The organism is Streptomyces sp. NPDC088817 (genome assembly GCF_044750345.1).
Taxonomy (GTDB): Bacteria; Actinomycetota; Actinomycetes; order Streptomycetales; family Streptomycetaceae; genus Streptomyces.
Genome location: NZ_JBIVJN010000010.1, coordinates 163,394 through 180,865, shown reverse-complemented (window position 1 = coordinate 180,865; position 17,472 = coordinate 163,394). Strand labels below are relative to the sequence as shown.

Annotated in this window: 14 protein-coding genes; 7 read left to right on the top strand and 7 right to left on the bottom strand. The window is 74.2% G+C overall.

The window, feature by feature from the left end:
• Positions 1-125: 125 nt before the first annotated feature.
• Positions 126-1,160, top strand: coding sequence for an aspartate-semialdehyde dehydrogenase (locus ACIP4X_RS20430; RefSeq protein WP_401349819.1), 1,035 nt, complete (start codon positions 126-128; stop codon positions 1,158-1,160).
• Here the strand turns inward: ACIP4X_RS20430 and ACIP4X_RS20425 are convergent.
• Positions 1,157-1,657: a DUF1203 domain-containing protein gene (locus ACIP4X_RS20425; RefSeq protein ID WP_401349816.1), complete on the bottom strand. Its 501-nt coding sequence runs from the start codon at positions 1,655-1,657 to the stop codon at positions 1,157-1,159. The genes ACIP4X_RS20430 and ACIP4X_RS20425 overlap by 4 nt on opposite strands.
• 112 nt (positions 1,658-1,769) lie before the next feature.
• Between ACIP4X_RS20425 and pepN the strand changes: the two genes are divergently transcribed.
• The gene (pepN, locus tag ACIP4X_RS20420) at positions 1,770-4,379 is read left to right on the top strand and encodes an aminopeptidase N (protein WP_358728542.1); all 2,610 of its coding nucleotides are present in this window, start codon (positions 1,770-1,772) and stop codon (positions 4,377-4,379) included.
• 79 nt (positions 4,380-4,458) lie between these two features.
• Here the strand turns inward: pepN and ACIP4X_RS20415 are convergent, their stop codons facing one another.
• From ACIP4X_RS20415 to ACIP4X_RS20405, 3 genes are all read right to left on the bottom strand, one after another.
• Positions 4,459-5,370: a LysR substrate-binding domain-containing protein gene (locus tag ACIP4X_RS20415; RefSeq protein ID WP_358728540.1), complete on the bottom strand. Its 912-nt coding sequence runs from the start codon at positions 5,368-5,370 to the stop codon at positions 4,459-4,461.
• A gap of 75 nt (positions 5,371-5,445) precedes the next feature.
• Positions 5,446-6,396: a DMT family transporter gene (locus ACIP4X_RS20410; protein ID WP_401349893.1), complete on the bottom strand. Its 951-nt coding sequence runs from the start codon at positions 6,394-6,396 to the stop codon at positions 5,446-5,448.
• 44 nt (positions 6,397-6,440) lie between these two features.
• Positions 6,441-7,394, bottom strand: a complete 954-nt coding sequence (locus tag ACIP4X_RS20405; protein ID WP_401349812.1) for an EamA family transporter — start codon at positions 7,392-7,394, stop codon at positions 6,441-6,443.
• A gap of 79 nt (positions 7,395-7,473) precedes the next feature.
• On the opposite strand from ACIP4X_RS20405, the gene ACIP4X_RS20400 reads away from it, so the two are divergent.
• On the top strand, positions 7,474-8,001 hold the full coding sequence (locus ACIP4X_RS20400; protein WP_391452981.1) for a MarR family transcriptional regulator: 528 nt from the start codon (positions 7,474-7,476) through the stop codon (positions 7,999-8,001).
• Positions 8,002-8,163: 162 nt separating this feature from the next.
• Here ACIP4X_RS20400 and ACIP4X_RS20395 read toward each other — a convergent pair whose 3' ends face one another.
• The 3 genes from ACIP4X_RS20395 to ACIP4X_RS20385 all read right to left on the bottom strand — a co-directional run bounded on the left by ACIP4X_RS20395 (position 8,164) and on the right by ACIP4X_RS20385 (position 11,159).
• Positions 8,164-8,433, bottom strand: a complete 270-nt coding sequence (locus ACIP4X_RS20395; protein ID WP_358728534.1) for a hypothetical protein — start codon at positions 8,431-8,433, stop codon at positions 8,164-8,166.
• A gap of 119 nt (positions 8,434-8,552) precedes the next feature.
• Positions 8,553-10,844 carry a 4-alpha-glucanotransferase gene (gene malQ / locus ACIP4X_RS20390; RefSeq protein ID WP_358728532.1) on the bottom strand — a complete coding sequence of 764 codons (2,292 nt, stop codon included), beginning with the start codon at positions 10,842-10,844 and terminating at the stop codon, positions 8,553-8,555.
• The gene (locus ACIP4X_RS20385) at positions 10,845-11,159 is read right to left on the bottom strand and encodes a hypothetical protein (protein ID WP_358728530.1); all 315 of its coding nucleotides are present in this window, start codon (positions 11,157-11,159) and stop codon (positions 10,845-10,847) included.
• 239 nt (positions 11,160-11,398) lie between these two features.
• On the opposite strand from ACIP4X_RS20385, the gene ACIP4X_RS20380 reads away from it, so the two are divergent.
• The 4 genes from ACIP4X_RS20380 (at position 11,399) to ACIP4X_RS20365 (ending at position 17,144) form a co-directional block, all read left to right on the top strand.
• Complete coding sequence (locus tag ACIP4X_RS20380; protein ID WP_401349807.1) at positions 11,399-14,434, top strand: beta-N-acetylglucosaminidase domain-containing protein; 3,036 nt, start codon at positions 11,399-11,401, stop codon at positions 14,432-14,434.
• A 129-nt stretch (positions 14,435-14,563) separates the two neighbouring features.
• Positions 14,564-15,106 carry a PadR family transcriptional regulator gene (locus ACIP4X_RS20375; protein ID WP_358728528.1) on the top strand — a complete coding sequence of 181 codons (543 nt, stop codon included), beginning with the start codon at positions 14,564-14,566 and terminating at the stop codon, positions 15,104-15,106.
• A complete protein-coding gene (locus ACIP4X_RS20370; protein WP_358728526.1) occupies positions 15,103-15,792 on the top strand; it encodes an ABC transporter ATP-binding protein in 690 nt (229 codons plus the stop codon). Before ACIP4X_RS20375 ends, ACIP4X_RS20370 begins: the two co-directional genes overlap by 4 nt.
• A complete protein-coding gene (locus tag ACIP4X_RS20365) occupies positions 15,789-17,144 on the top strand; it encodes an ABC transporter permease (protein WP_391452977.1) in 1,356 nt (451 codons plus the stop codon). Before ACIP4X_RS20370 ends, ACIP4X_RS20365 begins: the two co-directional genes overlap by 4 nt.
• Positions 17,145-17,472: the final 328 nt, after the last annotated feature.

The window sequence follows — 17,472 nt, the reverse complement described above, 5'->3', positions numbered from 1 at the left end:
GGCTCGTCCACCGGGCCGTCCCAGTCCGTGGGCAATGATTGGACAGACCGCCCCAGGACAGACGCATGATGGAACAGTCCTGCGCGTACCGCGTACGCAGAGTGAAGTGAGCAGAAGGAGTCACCGTGAGGATCGGAATCGTCGGAGCCACCGGTCAGGTCGGCACGGTCATGCGCGGGATCCTCACGGAGCGCGACTTCCCGGTCACCGAGCTGCGCCTGTTCGCCTCGGCCCGCTCGGCGGGCACGGTCCTCGACGGGGTCACGGTGGAGGACGCGGCCACCGCGGACTACACCGGCCTGGACATCGTGCTCTTCTCGGCGGGCGGCGCGACCTCGAAGGCCCTCGCGGAGAAGGTCGCCGCGCAGGGCGCCGTGGTGATCGACAACTCCTCCGCGTGGCGCAGGGACCCGGACGTACCGCTGGTGGTGTCCGAGGTGAACCCGCACGCGATCACCGACCGCCCCAAGGGCATCATCGCCAACCCGAACTGCACGACGATGGCCGCGATGCCCGTCCTCAAGCCGCTGCACGCGGAGGCGGGCCTCGAGGCGCTGGTCGTCGCCACCTACCAGGCGGTGTCCGGATCGGGCCTCGCGGGCGTCGCCGAGCTGCACGGCCAGACCCAGAAGGTCGTCGCGGAGGCCGACCGGCTGACCCACGACGGCTCGGCCGTGGACTTCCCCGAGCCGTCCGTCTACAAGCGCCCGATCGCCTTCAACGTGCTCCCCCTCGCGGGCAACCTCGTCGACGACGGCCTGAACGAGACCGACGAGGAGCAGAAGCTCCGCAACGAGTCCCGCAAGATCCTGGAGATCCCGGAGCTGAAGGTGTCCGGCACCTGTGTGCGCGTGCCGGTCTTCTCCGGCCACTCCCTCCAGGTCAACGCCCGTTTCGCGCGCCCGCTCAGCGTGGAGCGCGCGACCGAGCTGCTGGGCGGCGCCCCCGGCGTCGCCCTCTCCGACATCCCGACGCCGCTCCAGGCGGCCGGGCAGGACCCGTCCTACGTCGGGCGCATCCGCCGCGACGAGACGGTGGACAACGGCCTGGCCCTGTTCATCTCCAACGACAACCTCCGCAAGGGCGCGGCCCTGAACGCGGTGCAGATCGCGGAGCTGGTGGCGGCGGAACTCAAGGACCGGTCCGCCGTGGTCGCCTAGCCCCTGCGCACCTCGTAGAGGAAGCAGCCGTACTCGACGGCCCGGACGTGGACGAGCACCACGGCCGGGTCGTCGAACGCTTCCGCGAACGCCGCGTCGAACCGGGCGGAGCCCTCCCCGACCAGCCGTCCGCCCAGGATGCGTCCGTCGGCACCGTAGCGCCGGACCACACGGTGGGCGTTGCTGAACGGCCGGCCCGCGCCGACGGCCGGCCCCGCGCACTCCCGCGCGTGGACGAAGACGGGCCCCTGCTCGTCGTACGCGCCCGGAGCGGCGCCCGTCTCCGCCGCCCAGCGCCGCAGCGGGGCGTAGGAGACCAGCGCGATCCGCTCCCCCGGCTCGCTCCTGCGCAGGCAGCAGCGCAGCGGCGCGCCGCCCTCCTCGTCGGTGTACGGGGCCGCGGGGCGTCCGGCGTCGTCCCGCTCCCGCAGCCGCTCCAGCACGGCCGGGGCGATGGCACGCGCGCTGTGTTCCGTCGTTCCGCTCACTGTCGTCATGCCCCCAGGCTCGCGCTCCGCCGCCCCGCTCACCGGCGGGTTCCGGTCGTCGCGTTCCGCGCGGGTCACGTGGAAAGATGGCGCAATCCACACATCACGAGGAGATGACCGCGTGCCTGGCACAAACCTGACTCGCGAAGAGGCGCAGCAGCGGGCGAAGCTGCTCACCGTTGACTCGTACGAGATCGATCTCGACCTCTCCGGCGCGCAGGAGGGCGGTACCTACAGGTCCGTGACCACGGTGCGCTTCGACGTCGCCGACGAAGGCGCCGCCTCCTTCATCGACCTGGTGGCCCCGGCCGTCCACGAGGTGACCCTCAACGGCGACTCCCTGGAGCCCGCCGAGGTCTTCGCGGACTCCCGGATCGCCCTGCCGGGCCTGCTCCGGGGCCGCAACGTCCTGCGGGTCGTCGCCGACTGCGCGTACACCAACACCGGTGAGGGCCTGCACCGCTTCGTCGACCCCGTCGACCAGCAGGCCTACCTCTACACGCAGTTCGAGGTCCCGGACGCCCGGCGGGTCTTCGCGTCCTTCGAGCAGCCGGACCTGAAGGCCACCTTCCAGTTCACCGTGAAGGCGCCCGAGGGCTGGACGGTGGTGTCCAACTCGCCGACGCCCGAGCCGCAGGACGACGTCTGGGTGTTCGAGCCGACGCCGCGCATCTCGACGTACATCACGGCGCTGATCGTCGGCCCGTACCACAGCGTCCACAGCGTGTACGAGAAGGACGGCCAGTCGGTCCCGCTCGGCATCTACTGCCGGCCGTCCCTCGCCGAGTTCCTCGACGCGGACGCGATCTTCGAGGTCACCCGGCTGGGCTTCGACTGGTTCCAGGAGAAGTTCGACTACGCCTACCCGTTCGGCAAGTACGACCAGCTCTTCGTGCCGGAGTTCAACGCGGGCGCGATGGAGAACGCGGGCGCGGTCACCATCCGCGACCAGTACGTCTTCCGGTCCAAGGTGACCGACGCGGCGTACGAGGCGCGGGCCACCACGATCCTGCACGAGCTGGCCCACATGTGGTTCGGCGACCTGGTCACCATGGAGTGGTGGAACGACCTGTGGCTGAACGAGTCGTTCGCCACCTACGCCGAGGCCGCCTGCATGGCGCACGCGCCCGGCTCGCGGTGGCCGCACTCGTGGACCACCTTCGCCAACCAGATGAAGACCTGGGCGTACCGGCAGGACCAGCTGCCGTCCACCCACCCGATCATGGCGGAGATCCGCGACCTGGACGACGTCCTCGTCAACTTCGACGGCATCACCTACGCCAAGGGCGCGAGCGTCCTGAAGCAGCTCGTCGCCTACGTCGGCATGGACGAGTTCTTCCGGGGCGTGCAGGCGTACTTCAAGCGGCACGCCTACGGCAACACGCGCCTGTCCGACCTGCTGGGCGCGCTGGAGGAGACCTCCGGGCGCGATCTGCGGACCTGGTCGAAGAAGTGGCTGGAGACGGCCGGGATCAACATCCTGCGCCCGGAGATCGAGACGGACGAGGCGGGGGTCATCACCTCCTTCGCCGTCCGCCAGGAGGCTCCCGCCCTGCCGGCCGGCGCGAAGGGCGCTGTATCCGATGATGCGGCTCCGCCGCGTGGGACCCTGCGCCCGCACCGGATCGCGATCGGCCTGTACGACCTCGACGAGGCGAGCGGCAAGCTGGTGCGCGCCGCGGACGGCCGGATCGAGCTGGACGTGGACGGCGAGCTGACCGCCGTGCCGGAGCTGGCCGGCCGGCGCCGCCCGGCGGTGATCCTGCTCAACGACGACGACCTGTCGTACGCCAAGGTCCGCCTGGACGAGGCGTCGCTGGCCGTCGTCACCGAGCACCTGGGCGACTTCGAGTCCTCGCTGCCGCGCGCCCTGTGCTGGGCGTCGGCCTGGGACATGACGCGGGACGGGGAGCTGGCGACCCGCGACTACCTGTCCCTGGTGCTGTCCGGGATCGGCAAGGAGTCCGACATCGGTGTCGTGCAGTCGCTGCACCGCCAGGTGAAGCTGGCCGTCGACCTGTACGCCGACCCGGGCGCCCGCGAGGCCCTGCTCACCCGCTGGACCGACGCCACGCTGGCCCACCTGCGGGCGGCGGACGCGGGCAGCGACCACCAGCTCGCGTGGGCGCGCGCCTTCGCGGCGACCGCGCGTACGCCGGAGCAGCTCGACCTGCTGGAGTCCCTGCTGGACGGCTCGCAGACCGTCGAGGGCCTGGTCGTGGACACGGAGCTGCGCTGGGCGTTCGTGGAGCGGCTGGCGGCCGTCGGCCGGTTCGACGAGCCGGAGATCGCGGGCGAGTACGAGCGCGACAGGACGGCGGCCGGTGAGCGGCACGCGGCCACCGCCCGCGCCGCCCGCCCGACCGAGGAGGCCAAGGCCGAGGCCTGGGCGTCGGTCATCGAGTCCGACAAGCTCCCGAACGCCGTGCAGGAGGCGGTCATCGGGGGCTTCGTGCAGACCGACCAGCGCGAGCTGCTCGCGCCGTACACCGACCGGTACTTCGAGGTGGTCAAGGACGTCTGGGACGCCCGTTCCCACGAGATGGCCCAGCAGATCGCGGTCGGCCTCTACCCGTCGGTCCAGGTGTCCGAGGACACCCTGCGCAGGACCGACGAGTGGCTGGACTCGGCCGAGCCGAACGCGGCGCTGCGCCGGCTGGTCTCGGAGTCGCGGGCGGGCGTCGAGCGCGCCCTGAAGGCCCAGGCGGCGGACACGGCGGCCCAGCCGTAACACGGCCCGTACGACGGCAAGGGGCGCCCGGTCCTCGACCGGGCGCCCCTTGCCGTCGCGGTTTCCGCCCGCTGTCCGGTCACTCGGGCCGGGAGAGCCCCGCCGCCGCGGACCGCAGTGCCGTCAGCACCCGTGCCGGTGCGGGCGCTTCCCGCGCCCCCTTGCGTACGGCCGCCACCACGTGCCGGTACGGCCGGTCGGCGCCCAGGGTGCGCATCACCACGCCCTCCCTGCCCACGACCGCCATGCGCGGGACGAGTGCCACGCCCATGCCCGCCTCCACCATCGCCAGGATCGCCGTCCAGCCGGCCGCCGAGTGCCCCTGGTACGGACTGAACCCGGCCGCCTCGCAGGCCGCGCGCGTGATGTCCGACCAGGGACCGCTGCCGCCGAAGATCCACGCCTCCTCCGCCAGATCGGCGAGCCGTACCCGGGCCGCCCGGGCCAGCCGGTGCCCCGGCGGCAGGGCGAGGTCGAGCGGGTCGGCGAGCAGCGGCACCAGGGTGAACCGCGGGTCCACCGCGCTGGGCGCCTGCGCGGCCAGCGACAGCGCGAGGTCCACCTCCCCCGCCGCCAGCAGCTCGTAGGCCTCGCCCGCCTCCGCCTCCCGGACCCGGACGGTCACCGCCGGATGCGTGCCGCGCAGTTCCCGTACCGCCGGCACGACCAGCGCGGGCACCGCGGTGGAGAAGGCACCCACCCGCACCTCACCGGCCTCGCCCTTGGCATACGCCGCCAATTCGGCGTCCGCGCGCTCCAGTCGTTCGAACACGGCCTCGGCGTGCCGCAGCACGAGCCGTGCCGCGTCCGTGAGCCGCACCCGCCGCCCCTGCGCCTGCAACAGCTCCACCCCGAGCTGCCTGGACAGGTTCGTCAGCTGCTGCGAGACGGCGGACGGCGTCATCCGCAGCGCCTCGGCCGTCGCGGTCACGGTCCCCTGCTCCCGCAGGGTCCGCAGGATCATCAGCTTCCGGAGCTCCCACTCGGCCATGGCGGCAACCTATACGGGCCGTACGGGGCCGCCGTGGTGAGTTCCTGCACGCGTTCTCGGCCGCGCGGGGTGTTCTCAGCGGCGCGACGCCGTGCCGAGGACCACTCCGCCCAGGATCAGCGCCATGCACAGCACCTGCCGGGGGCCGATCGACTCGCCGAGCAGGGCCCACGACAGCAGGGCCACGCACACCGGTTGCAGGTAGTAGACGAGTCCGGCACGGGTCGGGCCGACGAGGGCGATCGCCCTGCCCCAGGCGAAGAACGCGACGGCGGAGGACATGACGCCGACGTAGAGCAGGGGCAGCACCGTGCCGGGGGCCGGTTCGAAGCCGCCCTGGACGGCGAGGCTGACGGCCTGCGCGGGCAGGAGCAGCACGGTGCCGAACAGGAACGTGGTGAACAGGAAGCCGACGCCGTCGAACTCGGCGGGGCGGCGGCGCAGCAGGGCGCTGTAGGTGCCGAAGCAGCACGCCGCGACGATCATCCACAGGTCCCCGGCCGTGAACGACGCCAGGTCTCCCCCGCCGACGAGCAGCAGCACGCCCGCGCAGGCGGTCAGCAGCCCCACGATCCGGCGCGTGCCCAGCCGTACGCCGCCGGCCCGCTCGAAGACCGCCATCAGCACCGGCGAGGCCGCCATGATCATGCCCATGTTGGCCGCCGGAGTGGTGAGGCCGGCCTGGTTGACCAGGGTGTTGTAGACGGCGACGCCGAGGAGGGAGGTGAGCAGCACGTACCCGAGATGGCGCCGGATCAGCTCCCGCTGCCGCCAGGCCGCGCGGGCGCCGAACGGGGCGACGGCGGCCAGTGCCAGCACCCAGCGCCAGAACGCGTGCTGCACCGGCGGCACGCTGTCGTGCAGCGCCCGTGAGGTGACGAAGCTGCCGGCCCAGACGACGGTGGCGAGCGCGGCGAGCGCGATCCCGAGCGCGGGGGTGCCCGCCCCCGGACCGCGCGGGGCGGCGACGCGTGCGGTGGTGCGGCCGTCGGTGTGCGGGCGCGGTGGGGTGGTCCGGGGGCGCACGTCGGCCACGTGGGTCCTCTCGCTGGTGAGTGGCGGGGTCCGCTCTACCGTCGCAGCGCGGCATCCGTCAGGTCCATCGAATCTTTTCGAGAATTCCTTTCAGGAGAGCTGAACGATCGCGGCGGGCGGGCGGCGCCGAGCTGTCCGGCCACCGTCGCCCCGAAGGCCAGGGCCATGCCCGCCAGTTGGACCGGGGTGAGCGCCTGTCCGAGGGCGGCCCAGCCGACCACGGCCGCGGTGAGCGGTGACAGCGGGCCGAGGAAGGTGACCCGGGTGGCGGAGAGCCGGCCGATGCCACGGAACCAGAGCCAGTAGGCGAGCGCCGTGTTGGCCAGGGCGAGGTAGGCGTAGCCGCCGAGGGCGCGGGCGTCCAGCGCGGGCGGCGGCCCCTCGGCCAGCAGGGCGAGGGGCGCGATCAGCAGGCCGCCCGCGGTGAGCTGCCAGCCGGTCAGGGCGAGCGGGCCGGCACCGGCCGGGCGGCCCCACCTCTTGGCCAGCACGGTGCCGGTGGACATCGAGGCGGTGGAGGCGAGGGCGGCGGCGACCCCCACGCCGTCCAGCGCCCCGGCCGCCCTCAGCACGACGAGGCTGACCCCGAACGCGGCCACGATCCCGGTGAGCAGCGCCCGCCCCGTCGGCCGCTGCCCCAGCAGCGGCGCGGAGAGCCCCACGACGAACAGCGGCCCGACCGAGCCGACGACCGCCGCCATCCCGCCCGGCAGCCGGTACGCGGACAGGAACAGCAGCGGGAAGAAGGCGCCGATGTTCAGCGCGCCGAGGACCGCCGCCTTCCACCACCAGGCGCCCTTCGGCAGCACCCGGGCCATCGCCAGCAGCAGGAGCCCGGCGGGCAGGGCCCGGACCAGCGCCGTGAAGAGGGGCCGCCCGGGCGGCAGGAACTCGGTGGTGACGGCGTAGGTGGTGCCCCAGGAGACCGGGGCGAGGGCGGTGAGTGCGGCCAGGGACCAGGTGGCGGCGGGACGCCGGGAGTCAGCCATGGCCAGTAGCTTAGTAGGAAGCTACTTAGCGTCAAGCCACTTTCTTGCGGTCGACCGTGGGGCGGCGGATACTCGGTCCATGACTGAACGCCCTCACCCGCGCAGGGACGCCGTCGACGCGATCGTCGACCAGTGGGCGGCCGTACGGCCCGATCTCGGCACCGCGGGGATGGAGGTCTTCGGACGGATCTTCCGGCTCTCGCGGGCGATGGGAGACCGGATGGAGAAGGCGTACGCGCCGTTCGGCATCTCACGCGGCGAGTTCGACGTGCTGGCCACGCTGCGCCGGGCCGGCGAGCCCTACACCCTCTCGCCCCGGCAGCTCTCGGCGACGCTCATGCTCACCACGGGCGGGATGACCGGGCGGCTGGACAAGCTGGAGGCCGCGGGGCTGCTGCGCCGCTCGCCGGATCCGCACGACCGCCGGGGCCTCAGGGTCACGCTGACCGACAAGGGGCTGCGGCTCATCGACGAGGCGGTGGGAGCCGGCCTGGCCGCGCAGACGCAGGCGCTGTCCGCCCTGGACGCCGAACGGGCGGGCGAGCTGGCCGACCTGCTCAGGGAGCTGCTGGCCGGGACGTCGGAGTCACCGGGGGCACCGGCGTAGGGGCCTCGCCCGGCGGTCCCGCGGCCGCCCGGCCTCCGGTCCCGCAACGCACCCAGGGCGCCCACCTCACCCACGTACGGCGGCTGTGCGCGTGCGTACGGCGAGGTCGGCGCCCTCGGAGGGATCGTGCCGCGGACGGACCGCGGTGGGGGGAGGACCGGGTCAGGCCTTGGCCTTGACCTCCACGTCCCGGCTCGCGCGCGGCAGCCGGTCCTTGGACTTGTCCAGGACCATGACCAGGCCGGTGATGACCAGGAACAGCAGGAGCGGGAGACCGACGAACAGACCCAGCGTCTGGATGACGCTCAGGCCCTTGCCGGGGTCGTCGCCGTCGTCGCGCGTCAGCGCGAGCGCGGGAGACGACATGAGCAGCATCATCAGCGTCGTACCGGCGGCCAGAGCGCCGGCGCGCAGGGCGTTCTTCTTGTCCACGGTGCAAACGTAGCGAACCCCGGAACGGGTCGCGCGCCCGGGGTGCCGTATACGCACCGGACAGCCGCGGAAAAACCCCCACGGGTCGCACCCGCGCGGGCCCCGGCGCCTCCCCGCGGTCAGCCCGTGTCGTGCGGCGCGGTCCGTGCGTCCGTCCGCAGCACGTCCGTCAGGGCGCGCAGCCGTGGCGAGGCGGCGAGGTCCTCCAGGGTGACCGGACGGCCCTCGGCGTCGGCGACGGGCAGGCGCCAGTTCGGGTACTGGTCCCAGGTGCCGGGCAGGTTCTGCGGACGCCGGTCGCCGACCGTGTCCGGCAGCCACAGGCCGATCATGCGGGCCGGGGTGCGCAGCAGGAAGCGGTGGACGGCCTGGATCCCGGCCTCCTCCTCCGCGGCCGCGCCGCCAGGGCCGTCCGTGCTCCGCAGCAGGCCCAGTTCCGTCAACAGCGCCAGCCACTCGTCCGTGTCGGCGGCGGCCTCCGCGCGCTCCTCGTCCAGGGGGCGGGTGAGCAGGCCGAGGCGGTGACGCAGCGCGACGTGTTCGCCGGTGAGGCGGGCCGCGGTGGACGGCAGGTCGTGGGTGGTGGCGGTGGCCAGGCAGTCCGCGCGCCAGCCTTCGGGGGGCAGCGGGCGGCCCGACCCCTCCCAGTCCCGTTCGAACCACAGCACCGAGGTGCCGAGCACCCCGCGCCGGTCCAGGGTCTCGCGCACCCCGGGCTCCACCGTCCCGAGGTCCTCGCCGATCACCACGGCCCCCGCCCGCGAGGCCTCGAGGACCAGCACGGCGAGCATGGCCTCGGCGTCGTAGCGGACGTACGTGCCCTCGGTGGGAGGCAGGCCCTGCGGGATCCACCACAGCCGGAACAGGCCCATGACGTGGTCGATGCGCAGGGCGCCGGCGTAGCGGAACAGGGCGCGCAGCAGCCGGCGGAAGGGCGCGTGGCCGGAGGCGGCGAGCCGGTCGGGGCGCCAGGGCGGCAGGCCCCAGTCCTGGCCGCGCGCGTTGAAGGCGTCCGGCGGCGCGCCGACCGACATGCCGGCCGCGAAGTGGTCCCGCTGCGCCCAGGCGTCGGCCCCGCCGGGGTGCACGCCCACGGCGAGGTCGTGCACGATCCCGATCCCCATGCCCGCCTCGCGGGCGGTGCGCTGGGCGTCGGTGAGCTGGGCGTCGGTGAGCCAGGCGAGCCAGGAGTGGAAGTCGACGCGGTCCCGCAGCTCCTCGCGGGCGCGGGCGGTCTCCGTCGAGCGCGGGTCCCGCAGTCCCTCGGGCCACCGGCTCCAGTCCGAGCCGTGCACCTCGGCGAGGGCGTACCAGGTGGCGTGGTCCTCCAGGGCCTGCCCCTGTTCGGCGAGGAAGCCGGCGTGGGCGGCGCGGCGGCCGGGCCCGAGCGGCACCCGCCGCAGCAGCTCCAGCGCCTCGCGCTTGAGCTCCCACACCGCGTCCCGGTCGATCAGCGCGCCCTCGTCCAGTACGGCGGCGCGCAGCCTGCCGGCCCGCTCCAGCAGGGGCCGCAGCCGCTCGTGGTCCTCGGCGTACGCGAACTCCGGTACGTCCTCGACGCGCAGGTGCACCGGGTCGGGGAAGCGACGCGAGGAGGGGCGGTAGGGGGACGGGTCGGCGGGCGGTCCGGGCACGGCCGCGTGCAGCGGGTTGACCTGCACGAACCCGGCTCCCAGCGTCCGCCCGGCCCAGCCGCTCAGCTCGGCCAGGTCACCGAGGTCGCCCATGCCCCAGGAGCGGTGGGAGAGGAGGGAGTAGAGCTGGACGAGCAGCCCGTACGAGCGTGCCGCCGGGGTGGGCAGCCGGGGCGGGGCGGCGATCAGGTGCGCCTGCCCGGTGCGGCCGTCGGGGGCGGTGGCGGTCAGCCGGTGGACGCCCGGTGGCAGCGGGGCGACGGGGTCCACGCGGTCGCCGCTCCGGTCCGCTCCGTGCACCCATGAGCGGGTCCCGCCCTGCTCGGTCTCCACGTCCAGCCGGGTGCCGGGGGGCAGCCCGGCGAGGGCGGCCGGCGACAGTCCGGCGCCCGCGTCCGCCGCGGGGCCGCCGCTCGTGGGAGCCTCCGCCGCGGGGCCCAGCCAGTGCACCACCGTCGGGGGAAGCAGGCGTTCGTCCCGTTCCCGTTCGCCGGCGGTGAGCGCGGCGCGGACGGCCGCCGGGGTGCTCGCGTCGACGTCCAGGGCGGCCAGGGCCGCGACGACCGCGGCGGCGGAGGCGGTGACCGTACGGCCAGGGGAGGGGCTGTAGGAGGTGGCGACGCCGTGCAGCGCGGCGAGCCGGGCCAGTTCTTCGGCTGGAGGCCCGGGAGGTCCGGGAGGCTCAGGAGATCCAGGAGGCTCGGAGGGCCCGGAAGCCTCGGCACGTTCGGGAGACCCGGTGGATCCGGGAGGTTCGGCCGGCCGCGGTTCCGTCATCTACGACTCCGCGCGGCAGGGGCCCTGTTCGGCCGACTCGGCGACCGACTCGCTGGTCAGGGGGGCGGTCTCGGCGAGCGGCGGCTCGCTGGTGAGCGGCTCGGCGTCGGGCAGCGGCGGCTCGCTGGTCAGCGGGACGTCGGCGTGGGTGCCCTCCGCGCTGAACACGCACGGGCCGGGGTCGGCGGGCAGCCGGGGCTCGGGCGGCCGGGCGGCGGAGGACAGCGGCTCGTCGTCGGGCAGCAGATGGTCGGCGGGCGGCTCCGCCACGTGTTTGGACAGGGCCGAGAGGAGAAGGTGTGCCGGTGCGGCCACGGTGGCCTCCTTGTCGAGTACGGCGTCAAGGGGATTACCGCAGCCCTACCCAGTGCGCGCCGGGGCAGACGTAGGAGAACGGCCTACGTGCCGCTGGTCACATTCCCTTCCACCAGGTTGGGGCAATCACGGCACAACGGCCACTCTCGTTGACACCTTCCCCTCGGGATGGTGTGGTCAGGACTCTTCGACAACGCCTTCGGCTCCGCCCGGCGAAGGCCGATCGACGAGGAGGGGCCGTGCGGCTTCGGCGCGGTATGGGGCATGGGAAGAGCGCGGCCGCACTCGCGTTCGCCGTCCTGGCCGGAACACTGGGAGCCGCACCCGCGGCCGTCGCGGCGCCGTCCGCCCCCGATCCCGGCACCGGCCTCCCGGCCGCGAACCCGGAACACCCTGCCACCGCCTCCTCCGACCTCGCGGTGTGGCCGCGCCCGCAGTCGCTGCGGGCGACCGGCGGCGCGGCGAAGGTCGCCGACCGGGTCGTCGCCCTGGTCGCCGACGCGGACGCGGACCCGTACGCCCTGAGCGCGCTGCGCTCGCTGCTGTACGAGGCCGGGGCCCGGACGGTCACGGACCTCCGGGGGACGGACGCGGTTCCGGCGGGCGCCCTGGCGGTCCGCGCGTACACCGAGCGGGGATACAGCGACCCGCGGCACGCACTGCCCCCCGGCGGCTACCTCCTCACCGCGGGCAAGGAGGGCGTGACGCTCACCGGAGCCGGCGAGGACGGCCTCTTCCACGCCGTGCAGACGCTGGGGCAGCTCCTGCGCCCCGACGGGAGCGTGCCCGGCGTGAACGTCCGGGACTGGCCGGGCACCGCCGTACGCGGCACCACGGAGGGCTTCTACGGCACCGCCTGGACGCAGCAGCAGCGGCTCGGCCAGCTCGACTTCATGGGCCGCACCAAGCAGAACCGGTACCTGTACGCCCCAGGCGACGACCTCTACCGCCAGGAGCGCTGGCGCGAGCCGTACCCGGCCGTGCAGCGGTCCGCCTTCCGTGAGCTGGCCGACCGGGCGCGCGCCAACCACGTCACGCTCGGCTGGGCGGTGGCGCCCGGCCAGTCGTTCTGCTTCGCCTCGGACGACGACGTACGGGCGCTGACCCGCAAGGTGGACGCGATGTGGGCGCTCGGCTTCCGGGCGTTCCAGCTCCAGTTCCAGAACGTCAGCTACAGCGAGTGGCACTGCGGCGCGGACCCGGCCCGTTTCGGCTCCGGTCCGGACGCGGCGGCACGGGCGCAGGCGCGGGTGGCGAACGAGGTCGCCCGCCACCTGGCGGAACGGCACCCGGAGGCGGCTCCGCTGTCGCTGATGCCGACGGAGTTCTACGAGGACGGCTCGACGCCCTACCGGCGGGCGCTGGCGTCCGCTCTTGACGCGTCGGTCCAGGTCGCCTGGACCGGGGTGGGCGTGGTGCCGCGGACCATCACGGGCGACGAACTGGCCGACGCCCGGGCGGCGTTCGCGCATCCGCTGGTCACCATGGACAACTACCCGGTCAACGACTACGCCGAGGACCGCATCTTCCTCGGCCCGTACACCGGGCGCGACCCGGCCGTCGCCAGCGGCTCGTCCGCCCTCCTCGCCAACGCGATGGAGCAGGCGGAGGCCTCCCGCATCCCGCTGTTCACGGCGGCCGACTACGCCTGGAACCCGCGCGACTACCGCCCCGAGGAGTCGTGGAAGGCGGCCGTCGCCGACCTCGCGGGAGGCGACGAACGGCGCCACGAGGCGCTGTCGGCCCTGGCCGGCAACGACGCGTCCTCGGTGCTCGGCGGCACCGAGTCGGCGTATCTGCGCCCGCTGATCGCGGACGTGTGGCAGGCCCGTACGACGACGGACCGGCCCGCGAACGAGCGGGCCGAGCAGCGGCTGCGCGCCGCCTTCAAGGTGCTGCGCGAGCTGCCGCAGAACCTGTCGGGCGACGGCACTCTGGCAGCCGAAGTCGCGCCGTGGACAGCCCAGTTGGCGCGCCATGGCAAGGCGGGCGACGCGGCGCTCGACATGCTCGGCGCCCAGCGGGCCGGCGACGCGGCGGGCGCCTGGACCGCGTACCGGACACTGGACGGGCTGCGGAGCAGGATCAGGAGCACCGACGTGACGGTCGGCAAGGGAGTCCTCGACCCCTTCCTCGACCGGGCGCGGCAGGAGTACGAGACCTGGGCCGGCCTGACGCACGAGCCGGCCGAGGACCCGGGCGGGGCGCCGGACGGCCGCACGATCCGCTTCCCGAGCGCCCGCGCCCTCACCGCCGTGACAGTCCTCAGCGACCCCGGAACGACCGGTGCCGTCGAGGTCCACATCCCCGGACAGGGCTGGCGCCGGGTGGGAACGCTGGCGGAGCAGGGGGCGACGGAGCTCGTCACCGCGCAGTCCCCGTCCGCGGACAGCGCGGTGACGCACCCGCCGGCCCTCTGGCCGCCGGTCTCCCCGGCTCCCGACCTCTGGACGCGCCCGCCGGCCCTTGTGCAGCCCTCCCCCCCGCCGGCCGGCACCCGTGTCGACGCCGTCCGCGTGACCGGCGTCTACCCCTCCCGGGTGCGCCACCTGGTGCCCTGGTTCGCCGACACGCCGGTGGCGGACCTGGAGCTGCCGCGGGCCGAGGCCGACGCGGAGATCGGCGGCACGGAACGGCTGACCGCCCGGCTGTCCACCGGCCGTCCGGCCGACGTACGGGGCAAGGTCACCGTCGAGGCCCCCGAGGGCATCAAGGTCCGCGTCCCCACCACGCCGGTCACCGTGCCCCGCGGCACCACGGTGGACGTTCCCGTCGAGGTGATCGTGCCGGCGGGCTCGCCCTCCCGCTCGTACGACATCCGCGTCACCTTCGCCGGAGTGACCCGCACGCTCACGGTCCGCACCTTCCCGCGCACCGCGGGCCCGGACCTGGCACGCACCGGCACGGCGAGCTCCTCCGCCGACGAGACCGCCGACTTCCCGGCCTCCGCCGCGATCGACGGCAACCCGGACACCCGCTGGTCCTCCCCCGTCGACGACGGCGCCTGGTGGCAGGTGGAACTCCCGCACCCGGTGCGCCTGGGCAAGGTCGCCCTCCACTGGCAGGACGCCCACCCCTCCGCCTACCGCATCCAGGTCTCCGACGACGGCCGGCGCTGGCGCACCGCGGCGACCGTCCGCGACAGCGGCGGCGGCCGCGAGACCCTGCGCATGGACGCGCGGGACGTGCGCCACATCCGCGTGCAGGGCGACAAGCGGGCCACCCAGTACGGCTATTCGCTGTGGTCGGTGGAGGCGTACGCGGTCGCGGACTGAGCCCGCCCGGCGGAACGGGATCCTCCGTTCCGCCGGACCGCGATCCACGGCTTTCTTTCGGACCGTATTTTTCGGCTTCTTCGGCGATCACTATTCACTCAGTACATGTACTCAGTACATACTGGGGGCATGAGCACCCGCCACGTCCTGCTGGGGCTGCTCGCCGGAGGGCCGAGCCATGGCTACGACCTGAAGCGACGCCACGACGAACACTTCCCGCAGGCCCGCCCGCTGGCCTACGGGCAGGTCTACACGACCTTGCAGCGGCTGGTCCGCGACGGACTGGCCCAGGTCGAGGGAACCGACTCCGACGGAGGACCGGAGCGCACGCTGTACCGCCTCACGGCCGAGGGCTCCCGTGAGGTCGCCGACTGGGCCGGGCAGGTCACGCCTCCCGCGCCCTTCGTGACGAACGAGATCTTCGCGAAGGTCGTCACGGCGATCCTCACCGGCGGCGACCCCGCCGCCCACCTGCTCGCGCAACGCGCCGCGCACATGGAGCGGATGCGGGAGCTGACGGCGGTCAAGACCGCCCCGGGCGCCGATCTGGCGACCGTGCTCTCGGCGGACTACGCCCTCAACCACCTCGACGCCGACCTGCGCTGGATGACCACCACGCAGGCCCGGCTCGCCACTCTGACCGCTCTGACCGTGGAGGTCGACCGAGCATGAGCAACCCTCCGGTGCCCCTTCTGGAGGCCCGAGACCTCGTCAAGTCCCACGGCAGGACCCCGGCACTGCGCGGGGTGTGCCTGGAGCTGCGCGAGGGCGAGATCGTCGCCGTGACCGGTGCCAGCGGCAGCGGGAAGTCCACGCTGCTGCACTGCCTGGCGGGCATCGTCCGGCCGGACGAGGGCTCGGTGACGTACTGCGGGGAACGCGTCGACAGGCTGCCGGAGCAGCGCCTGAGCGAACTGCGCCGCACGGACTTCGGGGTGGTGTTCCAGTTCGGGCAGCTGATCCCCGAACTGACCGTCGTGGACAACGTGGCGCTGCCGCTGATGCTGGCCGGGACCGCGCGGGGGACGGCCCAGGACCAGGCGGGGACGTGGCTCGAGCGGTTCGGGGTGCGGGAGCAGGAGGGCGCGCGGCCCGGGGAGTTGAGCGGTGGCCAGGCGCAACGCGTGGCACTGGCAAGGGCGTTGGTGACCGGTCCGAAGGTGGTGTTCGCGGACGAGCCGACGGGGGCACTGGACTCGCTGGCGAGCGAACAGGTGATGACGGCCCTGGTGGGAGCCGCCCGGGAGGCGGGCACGGCGGTGCTGCTGATCACGCACGACGCCCAGACGGCGGCGTACGCCGACCGCGAGGTGCGGCTGCAGGACGGCGTGACGGTCCCGGCGGAGGTGCTCGCGTGAGGACCGATCTGCGGCTGGCCTGGCTGCTGGTGCGGGGGTCGGACCGGCGGGAGTGGTGGCGGATCGCGCTCACGGCGGTGGGGGCGATGTGCGCGACGGGGCTGGGGCTCGCGGCCGCCGTCCTGGCCACGGTGCGCGGGCAGTACAGCTTCTCCGTCGGCAACGGCCTGCTCGACCAGCCCGGCGAGCGCTCCGGGGTGATCGTCACGCTGCTGCTCCTGCTGGTGCCCGTGCTCGGGTTCCTCGGGCAGTGCGCCAGGATCGGCGCGGTGCACCGCGACCGGCGTGCGGCCGTGCTGCGGCTGGCGGGCGCGGAGCCGGGCCGGGTGCGGCGGATCGCGGCGCTGGACACGGGGCTCGCCTGCCTGCTGGGCTCGGCGCTGGCCACGGCCGGGGCGGCGGCGGTGCTGGCGGCCGAGTGGGAGCAGCCGATCACGTCGGCCTGGACCGGGATGGCGCTGGTCGCGGTCGTGGCACCGGTGCTGGGCATGGCGGCCGCGGTGCTGGCGCTGCGCCGGGTGGTGACTTCGCCGCTGGGGTGGGTGCGGCGGGCCCGGTCGCGGTCGGGGCGGGGTGCGGCGCTGCTGTTCGTGGGGGCGCTGTTGGTGGTGGGCGTGTTGGCGCTGGGGGCGGTGGCCGGCACGTCCGACGGCCCCTCCGCCCGGCACGGCGGGACCGGCCCGCTCATCGCCCTGGCAGCGGTCCTGGCCGTCGGCGCGGGCGCCGTGTGGCTCACGGGCGCCCTGGCCGGGCTGACCGGCCGGCTGCTCGCGGCCCGGACCGGCTCCCCGGCGGTGCTGATCGCGGCTGAGCGGCTGCGGGACGACCCGTGGGCGGCGGCCCGCACCCATGCGGCGGTGCTGCTGGTGACGGTGGTCGGGACCGGGTACATGGGGGTGCGGCAGGGGCTGCTCACCGAACTGGAGGACATGCGCCGACGGGAGACGCTCGCGGCGGACATGTCCTTCTACACGACCGGCCTGAACCTCACGGCCGTGACCATCGCCCTCGCCCTCGCGATCGTCCTCACGGCACTCGCCGTCGGCACCGCCGAGTCCGTCGCCACCCGGCGCCGGGGCCTGGCCGCGCAGGTGGCCGCCGGAGTACCCCGACGGGTGCTCGCCCGGGCCCTCCTGCTGGAGACCGCCCTGCCCCTGGCCCCGGCCGTGCTCGTGGCGGGCGTGGGCGGCCTGGCGATCGGCATCTGGTACGGACTCCTCACCTCCGGAACCGTGCCGTACACGGCGCTCCTCGTCCCGGTCGGCGTCTACGCCACCTGCCTGCTGGCCACAGCCGCGTCCCTGCCCCTGCTACGCCGCTCGGTCCGCCCGGCGGAGCTGCGGTACGTGTGAAGGTCCGGTCCCGGGGGCACGGGGCCCCTGGGGCCGGGCACTGGGCACCTGCGGCTTCATCAGCCACGCCCACATCGGCGTCACCGCCACCGTCTACGCCCACGTCCCCGCCTCCAACGCCAAGCTATCGACTCCCTGAGCGTCGCCCTGGACCACACCGAGGAACCCCTGACGAGCCGCCTGCCGCAACGCTCGTCCACTGACGTTGCCGTCAGCGTTGCCGTCAAACGCCCGGGAGCCCCCGCCGATTACCGACTCGGCGAGGGCTCCCAATGTGTGCCCGAGTGAACTCATCAATCCCCGGCAATTTGCCATTCGGCGTGCCGGT